Below are 16,666 nucleotides of genomic sequence, written 5' to 3' on the forward strand. Positions count from 1 at the left end.
TTAACTTGCCTTATGCTGATTAGTATTTTGTATGGCCATTTCTAACGGCATAACCAATTTGTCTTTTCCGTAAATAAAATCCTCGCGGTTGCTGCTTGATTTTACGATTACTTTTGATTTTGTAAGGAAAATCGCTTCTTTCGGACAGGCTTCTTCACACAATCCGCAGAAAATGCAACGCAGCATGTTGATTTCATAAATAGAAGCATATTTCTCTTCTCTGTACAAATGTTTTTCTTCCGGTTTGCGTTCTTCTGCTTTCATCGTGATGGCTTCTGCCGGGCAGGATAGCGCACAAAGTCCGCAGGCAGTACAGCGCTCTCTTCCCTCGTCATCACGCATCAGCATGTGCTGACCGCGGTAAACGGGACTGAATTCACGTTTTTGTTCCGGATATTTAATCGTTACTTTTCTTTTGAATAAGTGTTTGATCGTAATGATTAATCCTTTGAATATCGCAACCAGATAAAGGCTTTCCCAAAAAGTCATCTTTTTGTTGGAAACCTCTTTTTTTCTTCCTGATAATGAAATTGTATCTAATGACATCTCTTTTATTATTTTATTGGAAAAGTAAGATTACTGCTCCTGTTATAAGAATGTTTATAATAGCAAGAGGAAATAACATTTTCCATCCTAAATTCATCAATTGATCGTATCTAAATCTCGGGATTGTCCATCTTACCCACATATAGAAGAAGATGAAGAAACAGATTTTGGCAAACAACACACACATTCCAATCACGTTTGCAGCGTTTACACCCCAGTTTTCAACAGCCCAGTCCATACCCGGATAGTTATAGGCTCCGAAATACAATACGGCTAAAATGGTTGAGGAAATAAACATACTCGCATATTCCGCGAACAAATAGAATCCCATTTTCATGGACGAATATTCCGTGTGGTATCCACCGATAAGCTCCGCCTCACATTCCGCAAGGTCAAATGGCGTTCTGTTCGTTTCTGCGAAAGAACATACCAGGAAAATCAGGAAGCCTAAAGGCTGGTAAAACACATTCCAGTTCATGCCGGATTGTTGTGCGGCGATTTCACGAAGGCTTAGGGTTTCGGTCATCATTACCAAAGCAATAATGGATAATCCCATTGCTACTTCATAGGAGATCATCTGGGAAGCGGCACGCATAGCACTCATTAACGAGAACTTGTTGTTCGATGCCCATCCACCAATCATGATTCCGTAAACACTCACAGATAATACGCCAAAAACGTATAAGATCGCTACGTCAATATCGGTAGCCTGCAGGATAATATCCCTTCCGAATAAGTGTAATTTATCGCCCCATGGAATTACAGCACTGGTAATTAATGCCATACTCATGGAGATCGCCGGACCAATCGTAAATAAGAATTTATTAGGGGTATTCGGCAGGAATTCTTCTTTTGAGAATAATTTTAAACCATCGGCAAGGGGTTGTAAAATACCTCCTTTACCGGCACGGTTAGGACCAACACGGTCCTGTAGCCAAGCTGCAATTTTACGCTCTGCTAATGTAGAATACATCGCCATTATCATGGTAATAGCAAAAACAGCTATGATAATGACACTTTTCTCTATGATAATTGGAGTCTCCATTGCAAATTATGATTTAGAATTTCCGTTGTTCTGTAAAGGAACATCCACCATACTAATTTTCTTTCTGTCCATTTCACGACCCTGAAGAATTTGTTTTTCAGTATCGATAACCACTTTATCCAGTTTGCGGGTATAGTTGTTCTGGTTGATAACCGAGAATTTCTCGAATTTACGAGGTCCTTCAATTACCCAGTCTTCTACGTTTTTGTGATCGAAACGACATTCGTTACAGATAAATTCTTCCACTTCGTGGTAAATATCTTTACGGGCTGTAACACGCTGGATTTCGTTTCCAAACATCCAAACCGTAGTTTTTCCGCAGCATTTGTCGCAATTTCTATGAGCATTGTATGGTTTGTTAAACCAAACTCTGGATTTGAAACGGAAAGTCTTGTCGGTTAAAGCACCCACAGGACAAACGTCAATCATGTTTCCGGAGAATTCATTGTCAATCGCTTTGGAAATACAGGTTGAAATCTGGGAGTGGTCTCCGCGATTCATAACCCCGTGTACACGTCCGTCCGTTAACTGATCTGCTGTCATTACACAACGATAGCAAAGGATACAACGGTTCATGTGCAATTGAATGTTATCACCGATATTTTCCGGTTCAAATGTTCTTTTTTCTTCAATAAAACGGGTTTCCGATTTTCCGTTGTTAAAGCTTAGGTTTTGTAAATCACATTCCCCTGCCTGATCACAAACCGGACAGTCTAACGGGTGGTTGATTAATAAAAATTCGGTAACCGATTTCCGGGCTTCTACAACTCTAGGGGAAGAGATACTTTTTACTTCCATACCATCCATTACACCTGTAACGCATGATGCCATTAATTTAGGCATAGGAGTAGGGTTAGCATCACTACCTTTGGATACCTCTACTAAACAGCAACGGCATTTTCCACCGCTTCCTTTTAATTTAGAATAATAGCACATTGCCGGTGGGACCGACTCGCCTCCAATCATTCTAGCAGCTTGCAGGATAGTGGTTCCTGGTTCTACTTCTATTTCGTGACCGTCTATAGTAACTTTCATAGTACGCGATTCTTGACTTTATACAGTTTGTTTTGAGATTAAATGTCTTACTTTTTCAAAAGGCTCGTTGACAAAGTGATCTCTGTTTTTTATTTTTTCTGGGAAACGAACGTGGAATTCGAATTCGTCTCTGAAGTGACGGATTGCCGCCGCTACTGGCCATGCTGCAGCATCTCCAAGCGGACAGATGGTGTTTCCTTCAATCTTGCTCTGAATGTCCCAAAGCAGGTCGATGTCTTCCATTCTTCCGTGTCCGTTTTCAATTCGGTGTAATACTTTTTCCAGCCATCCAGTTCCTTCACGGCATGGGGAACATTGTCCGCAGCTTTCGTGGTGGTAGAAACGGGAGAAGTTCCAGGTGTTTCGTACAATACAGGTCGTATCGTTATATACGATAAACCCGCCGGATCCCAACATGGATCCTGTAGCGAAACCACCGTCACTTAATGATTCGTAGGACATTAAACGGTCTTCACCGTTTGCTGTTTTATTGATAAGGTGTGCCGGTAAAATAGGAACAGATGATCCTCCCGGTACTAATGCTTTTAAAGGTCTGTCGTCCATCATTCCACCCAGATATTCATCGGAGTTCATGAATTCTTCAACGCTTAGTCCTAATTCTATTTCGTATACACCCGGATTTTTGATATGTCCAGATGCAGAGATTAATTTTGTTCCTGTAGAACGTCCGATTCCGATTGTAGCATATTCGGCACCTGAATTGTTCACAATCCAAGGCACAGCCGCAATAGACTCTACGTTGTTTACCACCGTTGGGTTTGCCCATAAACCGCTAACCGCCGGGAATGGTGGTTTGATTCTCGGGTTTCCTCTTTTTCCTTCCAAGGATTCAATCAGCGCCGTTTCTTCACCGCAGATATAGGCTCCGGCACCGCAATGAACATGTAAGTCCAGTGAGAAATCGGTTCCTAAAATATTCTTTCCTAACCATCCGGCAGCATAGGCTTCTTTGATGGCTCTTTCCAGAATTTTAAATACCCACATATATTCCCCACGGATATAAATGTAAGATAGGTTGGCACCCAATGCATAACTGGAGGTAATCATCCCTTCAATTAATAAGTGCGGAATATATTCCATCAGGAAACGGTCTTTGAAAGTTCCCGGTTCCGATTCATCGGCATTGCATACCAGGTGTCTTGGCTTGCCCGATTTTTTATCAATAAAACTCCATTTTAAACCTACAGGGAAACCAGCACCACCACGACCGCGAAGTCCTGATGTTTTTACTTCTTCTGTAACTTCGTCCGGAGTTAATGTTTTTAAAGCTTTCTCCACAGAAGCATATCCTCCGTTCTGGCGGTATACTTCATAGGTTTTGATACCTGGAATATTTATCTTGTCTAATAATATCTTTCTTCCCATGGTATTATTTATCGTGTAAGTTGATTTTACCTTCTCTGCAATCAGCAATGATTGCATCTACTTTTTCTTTTGTAAGATGTTCTTTGTAGAAATCCCCGATTTGCATCATTGGTGCATAACCGCAGGCTCCTAAACATTCTACACCAACAACGGTAAACATTCCGTCCACTGTGGTTTCCCCTTCCTTAATACCCAGTTTATTGCAGGTATAGTCCATTAAATCTTCGGCTCCGCGAACGGCACAACAGGATGTTCTGCAAAATTCGAACATGTATTTACCGATAGGCTTCTGATTGAACATGGTATAGAACGTCACTACTTCATACACTTCAACAGGCTGAATTTTTAAAATTTCAGCAACATTGTCCATTAATTCGTAGCTTAACCAATTCTCGTGAGCATCCTGTACTTCGTGTAATACAGGAAGTAAAGCGGATTTTCTTTTATCTTCCGGATAGTGGCTGATCAGTTCATTGATTCGGGCCATTAGTTCCGGGGTCATATTTATTTCTTGTTTGTAGTGGGTATTTTCCATAATCATTATGCGTCTAATTCACCGGCAATTACGTTAAGACTTGACAAAGTTGCAATCGCATCGGAAAGCATTTGTCCTCTAACCATATCGTTATAAGCCTGATAATATATAAAGCATGGTCTTCTGAAATGTAAACGATAAGGGGTTCTGCTTCCGTCGGTAATCAAATAGAAACCAACTTCTCCGTTTCCTCCTTCAACAGGATGGTATACTTCCGTTAACGGCACAGGAACTTCTCCCATTACGATTTTAAAGTGGTAGATTAAAGCTTCCATATTGTGGTACACTTCATCTTTTGGCGGCAGGTAATAATCCGGTACATTTGCATGGTATGGTCCTTCCGGTAATTTTGCCAATGCCTGGCGGATGATACTCAAACTTTCCCAGACTTCTGCATTACGAACGCAGAAACGGTCATAAGTATCTCCGTGTTTTCCTACGGGAATGTTGAATTCGAAATCTTCATACGAGCTGTATGGCTGCATTACACGAACGTCATAGTCCACACCGGCAGCACGCAGGTTCGGACCTGTAAATCCGTAGCTGATTGCTTTTTCTGCAGTAATGGCTCCTACTCCGATAGTACGGTCCATAAAGATCCTGTTTCGGGTTAACAGGTTTTCAAATTCTGTCCATATTGGCGGGAATTCTTCTAAAAAGTCGTTGATCTTTTTAAAAGCTGCCGGACTCCATTCTCTTTCAAAACCTCCGATTCTTCCCATGTTTGTGGTCAAACGGGCACCGCAGATTTCTTCGTAGATTTCATATATTTTTTCGCGGAACTGGAATACATATAAGAATCCGGTTAAGGCTCCTGTATCTACTCCCATAACCGAACTACAGATAATGTGATCGGCAATACGGGCTAATTCCATGATGATTACACGAAGGTATTGTACTCTTTTCGGCACTTCAATTCCAAGTGCTTTTTCTAAAGTCATCCACCATCCCATATTATTAATAGGAGCGGAGCAATAGTTCATACGGTCAGTTAAAACCGTAATCTGGTAAAAAGGTCTGTTTTCGGCAATTTTCTCAAAAGCACGATGGATGTATCCAACGGTACCTTCACCATCAAGAATACGTTCCCCGTCCATTAAAAGGATGTTCTGGAAGATTCCGTGGGTAGCAGGGTGCGTAGGACCTAAGTTCAGTATCGAAAGCTCACTTCCGTCTTCATTTCTTCTGCTCTCAATAACTTTCGCATATCGATGCTCTGGTGGTAATAATAGATCTGACATTTTAGTTGTAAAAATATTTTTTTCAGGTTACTATTAGCAATTTTGGGTTGTTCTACCGAAAAATCGGTCGTCTTTATCGGTTCTTCCGCCGTCTTCCATTGGGAATTCTTTACGCAAAGGAAAAGATTCCATTTCATCCATGTTTAGAATACGCTTTAATTGCGGGTGTCCTTTAAATATGATTCCGTAAAAATCATAGGTTTCTCTTTCCTGCCAGTTCGAGCTTAGGAAAAGGCCGGTTACTGTATCGATTTCCGGCTGGTCGCCGTTCAGATAGCATTTGATGCGGATGCGAACATTGTCCACCCAGTTGTGCATGTGGTATACCACGGCAAACTGACGGTCTTTGTCGTAATCCGGATAATGGATACCGCACAAATCGGTTAGGAAATTAAAACGTAAAGTAGCATCATCTCTTAGAAATTTCATAACTTCTACGATAGAGTCTGATGCTACTTCAAATGTGAAAATATCATGTTGTTGAAAGAAATCGGTTACTTTTAATCCGAAATTTTCAATCAATTTGTTTTGTATTACTGAGGTTTCTAAAGCCATTTTATTTGATGTTATAAGAACCTAATAAGTCTTTGTATTCGTCTGATCCTCTTCTTCTAACGGATTCGCTTTTTACAATTTCCTGTAAGCGCATGATACCGTCCAGAATTTGCTCCGGTCTTGGCGGGCATCCCGGAACGTACACGTCCACAGGAATTACCTTGTCAATACCCTGAAGTACGGAATAGGTATCAAAAACACCACCGGAAGAAGCGCAGGCTCCAACAGCGATAACCCATTTCGGTTCTGACATTTGTTCGTAAACCTGACGTAAAATCGGGGCCATTTTTTTAGCTATGGTTCCCATAACCAGCAGCATGTCTGCCTGTCTTGGCGAGAAACTCATACGTTCCGATCCGAAACGTGCCACATCATAATGGGCAGCCATGGTTGCCATGAATTCAATACCGCAGCATGATGTTGCAAACGGTAAAGGCCATAAAGAATTGGCTCTGGCTAATCCTACAACAGAATCTAATTTGGTAGCAAAAAATCCTTCTCCGGCAAATCCTTCCGGAGCGTCTACCATGTTATATTTAGAAGTATCACTCATCGTTATTATTTTTTTGGATTTTCAACGGGTTTCAAAAGTCCAGAAAACCGTCTACAATCAAATTCTTATTCCCACTCCAATCCTTTCTTCTTGAGGACATAAAAAAAGCCCACTACAAGAAGTGTCATAAAGATCCCCATTTTTAAGAATCCTTCTAAGCCCATAGCTCTAAAGTTAACGGCCCAAGGATACATAAATATCACTTCAACATCGAAAAGAACAAATAATATAGCGACTAAAAAGTATTTAACTGAGAAAGGAATACGGGCATTACCGACAGATTCGATACCGCATTCGAAATTTTTATCCTTGTTTTTCGAGTGCCTTTTAGGTCCTAAATAGCCTGAAATTATGATGGTAGTTACCACAAATCCGATAGCTAAAAGTGATTGCATCACTATTGGAATGTAATCAATTTGGTTTGTTTGCATGATTAATCTCTTAATTCTGGAAATAATTCACAAATATACATTCCTTAGCGGGATAAGCAACTTTAATTTTTAATGATTTTGGCGTGGTTTTCTGCTGTAATCGCAAAATATATTTAGACTAAATATAAATAATGAAATTTTATAAAAGAGTTTTTGTGTAAAATGCAGGTATAAAAAAACCGCTCTTCTCAGAGCGGTTTAGTCATTTAGGTAACCAAAAATTAATATATTTATTAGTCTTCGATAACTACTACTTTAGCAGCTACTTTACCTTTTCTTCCTTCTTCTTCTTCGTAAGAAACTTTATCACCTTCATTTAAAGTTTCAACTTTAATTCCAGTAGCGTGAACGAAAATGTCCTTTCCTGTTTCTTCGTCAGTAATAAATCCATAACCTTTGGATTCATTAAAAAATTTTACTTTGCCTGTTCGCATAGAGTAATAAAAAAAAATAATTAATAATTACCAAAGATAAACTTTTTTTTAACACAAACAAGTTTTTAGTGAAAAAAATAAGGTGATTATGTTTAATTTTTGATAAGTTTAAATTTCTGTTAAGATTGTTTTAATTCATTAAAAAAAGCGGATTTCGGTCCGCTTTTTTATCTATTTTTTAAGGGCAACCCTAATGGATAATTCCTCCAGTTGCTTGTCGTCAATTACTGCCGGAGCATCGATCATAACGTCTCTTCCGGAATTGTTTTTCGGGAAGGCGATAAAATCGCGGATTGTTTCCTGGCCGCCTAAAATGGCTACCAAACGGTCCAGTCCGAATGCCAGTCCGCCGTGTGGTGGCGCTCCGTATTGGAAAGCATCCATCAGGAATCCGAATTGTGCTTTGGCTTCTTCTTCGCTGAAACCTAAATATTTAAACATCAGCTGTTGTGTTTCTTTGTCGTGGATACGGATAGATCCGCCGCCAATTTCATTTCCGTTTAAAACCATGTCGTAAGCATTGGCTCTTACTTTTCCGGGATCGGTTTCCAGCAAGTGCATGTCTTCCGGTTTCGGAGAGGTAAACGGGTGGTGCATCGCGTGGAAACGTTCGCTTTCTTCATCCCATTCCAATAGCGGGAAATCGACTACCCATAGTGGTGCAAATTCCTCCGGTTTGCGGAGTCCTAAACGCGTTGCCACTTCCATACGCAAAGCGCTTAACTGGGAACGTGTTTTGTTTGCCGGACCGGATAAAACCAGGATCAAATCGCCCGGATTTGCCTGAGTTGCTTTTGCCCAGTTTTGTAGGTCTTCCTGGTCGTAGAACTTGTCTACAGACGATTTGAAACTGCCGTCGGCTTCATATTTACAATAAACCATCCCGGAAGCACCAATCTGTGGTCGCTTAACCCAGTCGATCAAATTGTCAATTTCTTTTCGGGTATAGGCAGCACCGCCCGGAACCGCAATACCCACAACCAGCTCGGCACTGTTGAATACCGCGAATTCTTTGTGCTGTGCTACAGCATTTAATTCTCCGAATTCCATCCCGAAACGGATATCCGGTTTGTCATTACCATAGGTTTTCATGGCATGATCGTATGTCATTCTCGGGAATTTGTCTACTTCAATTCCTTTGATCTCTTTTAGTAAGTGACGGGTCAATCCTTCAAAAGTGTCCAGGATGTCTTCCTGTTCCACAAATGCCATTTCGCAGTCAATTTGTGTAAACTCCGGCTGTCTGTCGGCTCTTAGATCTTCGTCACGGAAACATTTCACAATCTGGAAATATTTGTCCATACCACCCACCATCAGCAATTGTTTGAATGTTTGCGGCGATTGCGGCAGGGCATAGAATTGTCCTTCGTTCATACGGGAAGGAACAACGAAATCACGGGCTCCTTCCGGAGTGGATTTTATTAAATAAGGTGTTTCTACCTCGCAGAAATCCTGTGCGGAAAGATAGTTTCTAACTTCCTGTGCCACTTTGTGACGGAATAGTAAACTGTTTTTTACCGGGTTTCTGCGGATATCCAGATAACGGTATTTCATACGGATATCTTCGCCACCGTCGGTTTCATCTTCAATCGTGAACGGCGGTGTAATGGCCGCATTTAATATGTTTAATTCGGAAACTAAAATTTCGATGTCTCCGGTTGGAATGTTAGCGTTTTTGGATTCACGTTCAATAACGGTTCCTTTAACCTGAATGACAAATTCACGGCCCAATGTCTTGGCTTTTTCAAAAACATCGGTATTTGTTCTGTTTGCATCAAAGATTAATTGTGTGATTCCATAACGGTCGCGTAAATCAACCCAGATCATGAATCCTTTATCACGTGTTTTCTGAACCCATCCGGCCAAAGTAACTTCTTTACTGATATCGGAAGCTCGTAATGCTCCACAATTATGACTTCTATACATTTTTTTAAAATTTAAGCGCAAATTTAAGTTTTTTGTTTCAAGTTTAAAGTCAAAGGATTAAAGTTTTGTATGGATTCTTTTGTAAAAAATGACCCTGTGTGTCATAAATGCCTGCTTTCCAATGTTAAGTTTTATCCAATGTTACTAAATTGTTAAGTAAAAGTTTTCTAATTGTAAATTTAATTTATACATTTGATATATAATTGTTAACCTATTTAAACTTTAAAGCTATGAAAAAGAACTTAATTGCAGGATTATTATTGTTTTCGGGAGTGTTGTTTGCACAAAATATAGAACCAAAATATGAGATTGTAGGTGGGTTAGTCAAAGCAACATACTATTACGATAATGGCCAGTTGAAGCAGGAGGGATTCTATAAAGATGCTAAGCCTCACGGAAAATGGGTTGCCTTTAACGAAGACGGATCGAAACAATCAATAGGCGAATATGCTGATGGTAAAAAATCAGGAAAATGGTTTTTCTGGAATAAAGCGACTTTAAGTGAAGTGGATTATTCCAATAGCAGAATTGCCGATGTGAAAAGCTGGAAACAGGAAGCTTTGGTAAACAGGAATTAATTATGGTTTGAACTTTCAAAAAAAGTTAATACTGTTCGCGCGGTCTTAATAGGACCAGCTTCTTAAAAGAGGAATGGCTGTTATAAATTTTATAACAGCCATTCTTAGTTTAAATTGTTTTGTTTGTTTTTGTTTACATTTTATGCGTTGGTGTAAAACCATCTTCGCTAATTTCATTCGCGACATAGTCTTCTACCATTAATTCAGCATAATTTGTGTTTTTACCTTTAGAGAATTTGTGAATAATTATCTCCATGATATCATAGATAACCGGTACGATTACTAAAGTAAGGAATAAGGAACTGATTAATCCTCCGATAATTACCCAGGCCAATCCGTTTTTCCATTCGGCTCCGGCTCCGGAAGCCAATGCGATAGGTAGCATACCGAATACCATCGCAATCGTAGTCATCAGGATCGGACGAAGACGCGCGTGGTTTGCCTGAATTAAGGCATCGTGAATGGACTCCCCGGCAGCACGACGCTGATTCGTAAAGTCAACAAGCATGATCGCATTCTTACATACCAATCCGATTAGCATGATGATCCCCAAAATGGTAAAGATATTTAAGGAGTTGTTTGTTAAGCCTAAGGCTAACAACGCTCCGATAAAGGATAACGGTACCGAGAACAATACTACAAACGGGTGAACATAACTGTCATATAGACCAACCATTACCAGGTAAACCAAAATGATAGCGGCCAATAAGGCAAATCCTAATGTTCCGAAACCTTCTGTCTGGTTTTCCATATCACCACCCCAAACATAGTTTACACCGGTTGGTTTGTGTAATTTTTCGAAAGCCGACTGCCATTCTGCAGCAACAGTACCCGTAGGGCGACCTACTGTTTGTCCCTGAACGGTTACGGAAGCACTCTTGTCACGACGCTCCAGCTGGCTTGGTCCTGATCCTTCTTTTACCGTAGCAAATTGTGACAATTTGATTTGTTCTCCTTTGTCGTTAACAAAGTTCAGGTTGCTGACATCTTCAATGTTTTTTCTGTTGAAAGCATTGTATCGGATGTTGATGTCGTATTCGTACTCTCCGGCACGGTATTTTCCGTCGGTATTTCCGCTGAAAGCTGTTTGCATAGTCATACCAACCGTTTGTAAGGTCAATCCTAATGCCGCCATTTTATCACGGTCTACCTGAACATTTACTTCCGGGTTTCCGGTTTCTACCGATAGTTTAATCTCGGAAGCTCCTTTTATTTTGTACAATTCTTTTTCGGCCGCTTTTGCGAAAACCATAGCACTATCCAGTGTGGTTCCGGTAATCACTAAAGCTAAAGGTGCTTCTTCTGCCGTACCCATGATACTCATACCTACGGTTTTGATTTTAGCGCCTACCAATACCTTTTGCAGTTTACGTTTTGTTTTGGCCGCATATACATAAGAATCATCCTCACGGTCTTTCTGGTCAACCATTTTTACACGGATTTCAGATTTATAAGCCGTAGCCTGTGTTCCTCCGAATCCTTCACTGGTTTGCCCTACCGTAGTGATCATACTCTTAACATCTTCTTCTTTTTTAAGGAAATCTTCCGCTTTTTGCGTCATAAAGTTCGTTTGTTCCAATGAAGCGTCTTTCGGCATTTCGATTTGTACCAGGAATTCTCCGGCATCCGATCTGGCGAAGAATTCTCCACCCACATAACCACCGGCAACCATATATAAAGAGGAAACAAATAAAACCAAAACAACGGCTAAAGTTCTTCTTTTATGTCCTAAACACCAGGTTAAGATATTACTTACCCAGTTTGTAAAACGGGTTAGTAAGCTTTCAAATCCTAAAATGATTCTTCCAAACAGGTTTTTACCTTCAATGTGCTCCAGTTTTCCAAAACGGGAAGATAACCAAGGAACAATCGTAAAGGACGACAGTAATGATAATAAGGTTGAGATAATTACGGTAACACAGAATTGCGTAATAATGTTGGATACCAAACCGGTACTCATCGCAATCGGTAAGAACACCACCACAATTACCAATGTAATCGATACTACGGTTCCACCAATTTCGGATGTAGCATCATAAGCGGCGCGTACCCTGTTTTTACCCATCTCCATGTGCCTGTAAATATTCTCCAGTACCACAATCGCATCATCCACAAGAATACCAACTACTAATGAAAGTCCTAATAAACTCATTAAGTTAAGGGTATAATCCAGGAATACAAACCCGATAAAGGTTGCGATCAAAGAGGCCGGAATGGAAACCATTACAATAAGTGAGTTACGGATACTGTGCAGGAAGAATAACATTACCAGAGCAACCAGGATTACCGCCAAAATTAAATCGTGGATAACCGAGTCTGCAGCTTCCAAAGTAAATACAGAACTGTCGTTGGCAATATTTAATTCTAACTGCTGTGCCTGATAGTCAACTTTTAATTGGCCTAATAATTTCTGAACCTGCTCACTTACATCAACCGCATTCGCATCAGATTGTTTGATAACCTGAAGAATAATCGCGTTTTTCTCGTCAACACGGGCAATTTTTTCAACATCTTTCTGGGCATCCTGAACATCGGCAATATCATCCAGACGAATCTGTATTCCGTTTTTGTCCGATACAATTAAGTTTCGAAGCTCCTGAACATTTTTGTATTTTCCGGCTAAACGGATTAATACTTTCTGGTCACGCGTCTGGATACTTCCTGTAGGGAAATCCAGATTTGAGGTTAAGATTCCCTGTTGTACCTGAGGAACAGATAGTCCGTATCCTTTCATTTTATCGGCATCCAGGTTTACCTGAATTTCACGTTCCTGTCCGCCAATCAGACGAATCTGTGCCACACCGTTTACACGGGAAAGGATCGGGCTGATTTTTTTGTCGATAAGGTCAAAAAACTGTGCTTCATCCATTTTGGCATTGGCAGCGATAGTCATGATCGGTAAATCACTCAGGGAGAATTTACTTAATGACGGCTGTTTTACATCGTCCGGAAGATCACTCAAAATGGCATTGATCTTACGTTGGGCATCATTTAAAGCAAAATCCACATTGGCATTGTTGTTTAACTGAATGGCAACAACCGATAAGCTTTCGTATGATTTGGAGTCGATTTTTTTAATGTTCTCCAATGAAGAAATCGCATCTTCTATTTTCTTTGTAACGGTATTTTCAACCTCACCAGGAGAAGCTCCGGGATATATGGTAGAAATACTGATTACGTTATTTTCAAATTTCGGGATTAATTCATAACCCAAAAGGCCGTAGCTGAATAATCCTCCTAATGTCAGAATCGTAAAGAGAACGACAATTAGTGACGGGCGTTTTATTGATATTTCTGCTAATTTCATATATTTTTTGAGTTTTAAGTTCTGACGTTGATTGTTTCAATCAGGTCCTAACTATTTTAAAACAGTCACTTTTGCACCATCGGTTAAGTTAATCTGACCACTGGTAATAACAATATCACCATTGTTCAGACCACCCAGGATTTCTACTTTTTCACCAATGATTCTTCCCGCTGTTACTTTTTTCATTTTAGCAGTACCGTTGTTCTCCATTACAAAAACTTCATTAGCGCTAACACTTCCTACAAATGCATTTCTCGGAACGATCATTAAAGGTGTTTTGTCCGATGATGGAGCAAATTGAGCCGTTCCGTACATACCTGCTTTTAAATCGTTACCGGCATTGTTGGTAATTTCAATTTCTACAGGGAAATTCAGACTGCTGTCTGCTTTCGGAGCGATAAACGTAATTTTTCCGTTAAATTCTTTATCCGGATAAACACTTGCTTTTACTTTAACCGGCGTACCGATTTTTAATCCGGCAATCTGGTTCTCGCTTACGGTTACTTTTAATTTTAACGTGGATACGTTTACTAATTCAAACAATGCCGTTCCCGGAGAAACTACAGATCCCGGTTCGATAAGACGTTTGTTAACGATCCCGTTGATAGAGGATTTGATGGTTGCATCGCCCAAAGTAATGCGCGCCTGAGCCAAATGTGCTTTGGCATTTGCCAGGGCTAATTTTGCCTGATCCAGTTGCTGTTTGGTAACCCCGCCGGTTTTAAAAGCACTTTCGAAACGCTGTGCATCGGTCACCGCATTCTGGTAGGATGCTTCAGCATTTTGAAGGTCCACATTCATTTTGTCTGCTTTGATAACCGCTAATGTCTGTCCGATTCGAACCGCGCTGCCTTCGTCTACTAAAACTTTGGTAACACGTCCTGAATTTTCAGCAGAAAAGTTTAATTCCTGTGAAGGGTAAAAGTTTCCGTTAGCTATAAAATCCAACGAAACCGGTTCTGTTCTTACAGTATCTATTTTGACAACTACCGTCGCGTTAGTTTCCGCAACAACAGCCGTTTTTTCTTCATTCTTCTCTTTATTACTGCTTAACACATATCCTATCAGACCCAGTGAGCCCAATAAAACGATTGCTGTGATAATCTTTCTTTTCATATTGATTGATGGTTATTAATTTAAAAGTGTTTTTAATTCTCCCTGTGATTTGATGATCTGAATTTCGGCTAATTTGTATTCCAGTAAAGCGGATGTGTAATTGTTTTTCGCTTCTGTTAAAGCATTTTCCGAATCCAGTAAATCGGTTAAAGTAGCCAGCCCGTTGATATAGTTGTTTTTCGTATTGCTGAAAACTTCCTGTGCCAGATTAACATTCTCTTTCTGATTGTTGATCGTGATTAAACTGTTGTTGATCTGCGATTTTGCATTTTCAAATTCCAGTCCTAACGACAATTCCCGGTCTTTCATATCTTCTTCGATTTTCTGAAGGCTGATATCGGCCTGTCTTACTTTGGAACGGGTTGCAAAACCGGTAAAGACAGGAATTCTAAGGTTTAGTCCTATAGCGGAATAGTCAGACCAGTACACACCGTCTGCCGGTTTGGCGCCAAGCGGTAATTTTGGTCCCTGCCCGATATAGTTATAGTTTGCCGTTAAAGAAAGTGTCGGATAATGCTCCGCTACAAACGATTGCTTCTGATATTGTAATAATTGTTTTTGTTTTTCTAACAACTGATACTCTGTTCTGTTGCTTACCGTTGGCGTTTCTTTTATAAAAGGTTTTACCTGAATGTCCTCTTTTACGATTTCAATTGGGGTAGCTGCCGGTAAACCGATTAAGAATTTCAATGAATTCTCCTGCATCTGAACACCGTTAACCAGTTGTTGTCTGGTTGAATTCAGGTTGATGATTTTTACATTTACCCTGTCTAAATCGATTTTTTTCGCCAGACCGTTTTTAAACTGACCGCTGATGATGTTTCGCACTTTGGTAGTGTTGTCCAGAGTACTGTCAATCGTAATCAGTTTTTGTTTCTGAACAAAAACCTGGTAGTAGGCATTCGCTACTTTTTCGATTACCTGTTCTTCCGTTAACTGTGCATTAACCTGGTAGAATTCTCTTGTGGATTTCGCCGCTTTTAAACCGGTGAAAATAGAATAATCAAAGAGATTCTGGGTTAAGGTTGCCCCGGCTACGGAATTCCATTTTTGTCCTAAAGGCGCTAAAATGGTCGAACCCGGCTGTCCGAAAAAGTCCCCAGGTAATGCGTTTAACTGTAATATAGGGTTATAGGTTACATTACCGTTCAGGCTTATCTGCGGAAGCGCTCTTGAACGTACCTCTGCAATCTGATGACTACTGTTTTCGACATCCAGTTTCGCTTTTTTTGCATCAGATTTGTTTTCCAGTGCATATTTAAGAGCGTCTTTCAGGGTCAGACGCTGAACTTGTGCCTGAGTGATTATGGCAAAAAATAATAACGCAATTGTTATTCCTGTTCTCATATAGTGGTTATTAATTATTTAAGTAATTTTTCTAATGTTTCGATTCCTTTTGGAGTAGCAATGCCTCTCACATGGTATTCCAGCAATTTCTCATCAAGTTCATTGCGGGTGTACATTTCTTCCGGGAACAGTTCAAAATCCATAATGCTCATCGCACTGGCATAATAGATGCGCCCGATAAATTCTTCATCGATCTCAGGTCGGAACAAACCGGCTTTTTTTCCGCGATTCAGATTGTCAATAACACAGTGGTCCATTTTTTCAAACTGCATGGTTTTTAAACAGGCGTGTATTTTCGGATAGTATTTCTGCAATTGGAAGATTGGAGACGAATTCGGGTCTTTTAAATTATTCTGAACATACTCTTTAATATCAAACAGCTCTTCAATAGGGTTTTTTTCCAGCGAACAGATATGGTCTATTCCCGATGAGATTTTCTCATACAGGAAAAAAGTAGCCGCTTTAACTAATTCCAGCTTGGTGGCATAATGTTCGTAAATGGTTTTTTTTGAAATCCCCATCTCAGCAGCTATGTCATCCATCGTAACACTTTTGAAGCCCAGTCGTAAAAACATGTCGGATGATTTCTCTAAAATTTCGTTTTTCATTCTTAAAAAATTTCGGCAAATGT

Annotated in this window: 16 protein-coding genes; 1 reads left to right on the plus strand and 15 read right to left on the minus strand. The window is 40.1% G+C overall.

The window, feature by feature from the left end:
* From nuoI to aspS, 11 genes are all read right to left on the minus strand, one after another.
* Positions 1-546 carry an NADH-quinone oxidoreductase subunit NuoI gene (nuoI, locus tag B3394_RS02885; RefSeq protein WP_177730368.1) on the minus strand — a complete coding sequence of 182 codons (546 nt, stop codon included), beginning with the start codon at positions 544-546 and terminating at the stop codon, positions 1-3.
* 13 nt (positions 547-559) lie between these two features.
* A complete protein-coding gene (gene nuoH / locus B3394_RS02890) occupies positions 560-1,591 on the minus strand; it encodes an NADH-quinone oxidoreductase subunit NuoH (RefSeq protein ID WP_177730366.1) in 1,032 nt (343 codons plus the stop codon).
* Positions 1,592-1,597: 6 nt separating this feature from the next.
* Entirely contained in the window at positions 1,598-2,626 is a 1,029-nt protein-coding gene (locus B3394_RS02895; RefSeq protein ID WP_177730364.1) for a 2Fe-2S iron-sulfur cluster-binding protein, read from the minus strand.
* Positions 2,627-2,644: 18 nt separating this feature from the next.
* Entirely contained in the window at positions 2,645-4,012 is a 1,368-nt protein-coding gene (nuoF, locus tag B3394_RS02900; protein WP_177730362.1) for an NADH-quinone oxidoreductase subunit NuoF, read from the minus strand.
* 4 nt (positions 4,013-4,016) lie between these two features.
* Positions 4,017-4,547, minus strand: coding sequence for a complex I 24 kDa subunit family protein (nuoE, locus tag B3394_RS02905; RefSeq protein WP_273244409.1), 531 nt, complete (start codon positions 4,545-4,547; stop codon positions 4,017-4,019).
* A gap of 5 nt (positions 4,548-4,552) precedes the next feature.
* A complete protein-coding gene (locus tag B3394_RS02910; RefSeq protein WP_177730358.1) occupies positions 4,553-5,788 on the minus strand; it encodes an NADH-quinone oxidoreductase subunit D in 1,236 nt (411 codons plus the stop codon).
* A 33-nt stretch (positions 5,789-5,821) separates the two neighbouring features.
* Positions 5,822-6,343, minus strand: coding sequence for an NADH-quinone oxidoreductase subunit C (locus B3394_RS02915; protein ID WP_286912808.1), 522 nt, complete (start codon positions 6,341-6,343; stop codon positions 5,822-5,824).
* Position 6,344: 1 nt separating this feature from the next.
* Complete coding sequence (locus tag B3394_RS02920) at positions 6,345-6,896, minus strand: NADH-quinone oxidoreductase subunit B (RefSeq protein ID WP_177730354.1); 552 nt, start codon at positions 6,894-6,896, stop codon at positions 6,345-6,347.
* Positions 6,897-6,961: 65 nt separating this feature from the next.
* Positions 6,962-7,327 carry an NADH-quinone oxidoreductase subunit A gene (locus B3394_RS02925; RefSeq protein WP_177730352.1) on the minus strand — a complete coding sequence of 122 codons (366 nt, stop codon included), beginning with the start codon at positions 7,325-7,327 and terminating at the stop codon, positions 6,962-6,964.
* 233 nt (positions 7,328-7,560) lie between these two features.
* On the minus strand, positions 7,561-7,761 hold the full coding sequence (locus B3394_RS02930) for a cold-shock protein (protein ID WP_177730349.1): 201 nt from the start codon (positions 7,759-7,761) through the stop codon (positions 7,561-7,563).
* 171 nt (positions 7,762-7,932) lie between these two features.
* On the minus strand, positions 7,933-9,687 hold the full coding sequence (gene aspS, locus B3394_RS02935; RefSeq protein WP_286912810.1) for an aspartate--tRNA ligase: 1,755 nt from the start codon (positions 9,685-9,687) through the stop codon (positions 7,933-7,935).
* 230 nt (positions 9,688-9,917) lie between these two features.
* Between aspS and B3394_RS02940 the strand changes: the two genes are divergently transcribed.
* Entirely contained in the window at positions 9,918-10,265 is a 348-nt protein-coding gene (locus tag B3394_RS02940; RefSeq protein WP_177730345.1) for a toxin-antitoxin system YwqK family antitoxin, read from the plus strand.
* A gap of 133 nt (positions 10,266-10,398) precedes the next feature.
* On the opposite strand, the gene B3394_RS02945 is transcribed toward B3394_RS02940, so the two are convergent.
* Genes B3394_RS02945 through B3394_RS02960 form a run of 4 tightly spaced genes read right to left on the minus strand, consistent with a single transcriptional unit; the run spans position 10,399 to position 16,643 of the window.
* Positions 10,399-13,572: an efflux RND transporter permease subunit gene (locus tag B3394_RS02945; protein ID WP_286912814.1), complete on the minus strand. Its 3,174-nt coding sequence runs from the start codon at positions 13,570-13,572 to the stop codon at positions 10,399-10,401.
* A gap of 51 nt (positions 13,573-13,623) precedes the next feature.
* Positions 13,624-14,688 (minus strand): efflux RND transporter periplasmic adaptor subunit, encoded by a 1,065-nt coding sequence (locus B3394_RS02950; RefSeq protein ID WP_177730341.1) that lies wholly within the window; start codon positions 14,686-14,688, stop codon positions 13,624-13,626.
* Positions 14,689-14,703: 15 nt separating this feature from the next.
* Positions 14,704-16,035: a TolC family protein gene (locus B3394_RS02955; RefSeq protein WP_286912817.1), complete on the minus strand. Its 1,332-nt coding sequence runs from the start codon at positions 16,033-16,035 to the stop codon at positions 14,704-14,706.
* Positions 16,036-16,049: 14 nt separating this feature from the next.
* The gene (locus B3394_RS02960; RefSeq protein ID WP_177730337.1) at positions 16,050-16,643 is read right to left on the minus strand and encodes a TetR/AcrR family transcriptional regulator; all 594 of its coding nucleotides are present in this window, start codon (positions 16,641-16,643) and stop codon (positions 16,050-16,052) included.
* Between the last annotated feature and the right edge of the window lie 23 nt (positions 16,644-16,666).

The sequence above is a fragment of the Flavobacterium sp. UBA4197 genome, from assembly GCF_002379575.1.
Taxonomy (GTDB): Bacteria; Bacteroidota; Bacteroidia; order Flavobacteriales; family Flavobacteriaceae; genus Flavobacterium; species Flavobacterium inviolabile.

Coding starts and splice junctions, on each gene's coding strand:
- B3394_RS02915 (WP_286912808.1), bottom strand. CDS start 6,343: ATGGCTTTAGAAACCTCAGTAATACAAAACAAATTGATTGAAAATTTC.
- B3394_RS02920 (WP_177730354.1), bottom strand. CDS start 6,896: ATGAGTGATACTTCTAAATATAACATGGTAGACGCTCCGGAAGGATTT.
- B3394_RS02940 (WP_177730345.1), top strand. CDS start 9,918: ATGAAAAAGAACTTAATTGCAGGATTATTATTGTTTTCGGGAGTGTTG.
- B3394_RS02930 (WP_177730349.1), bottom strand. CDS start 7,761: ATGCGAACAGGCAAAGTAAAATTTTTTAATGAATCCAAAGGTTATGGA.
- nuoH (WP_177730366.1), bottom strand. CDS start 1,591: ATGGAGACTCCAATTATCATAGAGAAAAGTGTCATTATCATAGCTGTT.
- aspS (WP_286912810.1), bottom strand. CDS start 9,687: ATGTATAGAAGTCATAATTGTGGAGCATTACGAGCTTCCGATATCAGT.
- B3394_RS02960 (WP_177730337.1), bottom strand. CDS start 16,643: ATGAAAAACGAAATTTTAGAGAAATCATCCGACATGTTTTTACGACTG.
- B3394_RS02950 (WP_177730341.1), bottom strand. CDS start 14,688: ATGAAAAGAAAGATTATCACAGCAATCGTTTTATTGGGCTCACTGGGT.
- nuoF (WP_177730362.1), bottom strand. CDS start 4,012: ATGGGAAGAAAGATATTATTAGACAAGATAAATATTCCAGGTATCAAA.
- nuoE (WP_273244409.1), bottom strand. CDS start 4,547: ATGGAAAATACCCACTACAAACAAGAAATAAATATGACCCCGGAACTA.
- nuoI (WP_177730368.1), bottom strand. CDS start 546: ATGTCATTAGATACAATTTCATTATCAGGAAGAAAAAAAGAGGTTTCC.
- B3394_RS02925 (WP_177730352.1), bottom strand. CDS start 7,327: ATGCAAACAAACCAAATTGATTACATTCCAATAGTGATGCAATCACTT.
- B3394_RS02910 (WP_177730358.1), bottom strand. CDS start 5,788: ATGTCAGATCTATTATTACCACCAGAGCATCGATATGCGAAAGTTATT.
- B3394_RS02895 (WP_177730364.1), bottom strand. CDS start 2,626: ATGAAAGTTACTATAGACGGTCACGAAATAGAAGTAGAACCAGGAACC.
- B3394_RS02945 (WP_286912814.1), bottom strand. CDS start 13,572: ATGAAATTAGCAGAAATATCAATAAAACGCCCGTCACTAATTGTCGTT.
- B3394_RS02955 (WP_286912817.1), bottom strand. CDS start 16,035: ATGAGAACAGGAATAACAATTGCGTTATTATTTTTTGCCATAATCACT.